The following is an 816-nucleotide window of genomic DNA, read 5'->3' as shown; positions in this document are numbered from 1 at the left end:
GCACACGGCGGTGAACGCCCGGCTGCTGCGGGTGGCGCCGCCGGCCCGGCCGGTGCCGGAGCGGGTGTCCGTGATCCTGCCGGTCCGGAACGAGGCCGCCCGCCTGGACGGCTGCCTGGCGGCCCTGCTGGCCGCGCGGGACGTGCCCGACCTGGAGATCGTCGTCTACGACGACGCCTCCACCGACGCCACCGGGCGGATCCTCGCCGACTGGGCTCGGCGAGACGGGCGGATCGTCGCGACGGGTGGCGCCGGCCCGCCGCCCGGCTGGCTGGGCAAGCCGCACGCCTGCGCCGGGGCCGCGGGCGCCGCGACCGGCACCGTGCTGGTCTTCGTCGACGCCGACGTGATCCTCGCCGCCGACGGGCTGGCCCGGGCCGTCCTGCTGCTGCGCGACAGCGGGCTGGAGCTGATTTCGCCGTATCCGCGCCAGGTCGCGGTGAGCCCGGCCGAGCGGCTCATCCAGCCGCTGCTGACCTGGTCCTGGCTGGCCCTGCTGCCGTTGCGCGCGGCCGAGCGGTCCCCGCGTCCGTCGCTGACCGCGGCCGGCGGCCAGTTCCTGTGCGTGGACGCGGCGGCGTACCGCCGGGCCGGCGGGCACGCCGGGGTCCGCGACCAGATCCTCGAGGACATCGCCCTGCTGCGGGCCGTGAAGCGCGCCGCGGGGCGCGGGGTGGTCGTGGACGGCACCCCCCTGGCGACCAACCGGATGTACGCCGGCTGGGCCGAGCTGCGCGACGGCTACGCCAAGTCGCTGGCCGCCGCCGGTGGTAGCCCGGCGGCCAGCGCCGCGCAGGTTGGCCTGCTGTGGTGGCT

The 816-nt window shown here is 77.9% G+C and carries 1 protein-coding gene; it reads left to right on the top strand.

Annotated elements, in window-relative coordinates; translation table 11 throughout:
* A partial coding sequence (locus ND748_RS33080; protein WP_251750166.1) for a glycosyltransferase family 2 protein occupies window positions 1-816 on the top strand: 816 nt, incomplete at both ends.

It is taken from the genome of Frankia sp. AiPs1 (genome assembly GCF_023716945.1).
Lineage (GTDB): Bacteria > Actinomycetota > Actinomycetes > Frankiales > Frankiaceae > Frankia.
This window is presented reverse-complemented; position numbering and strand designations above follow the sequence as displayed.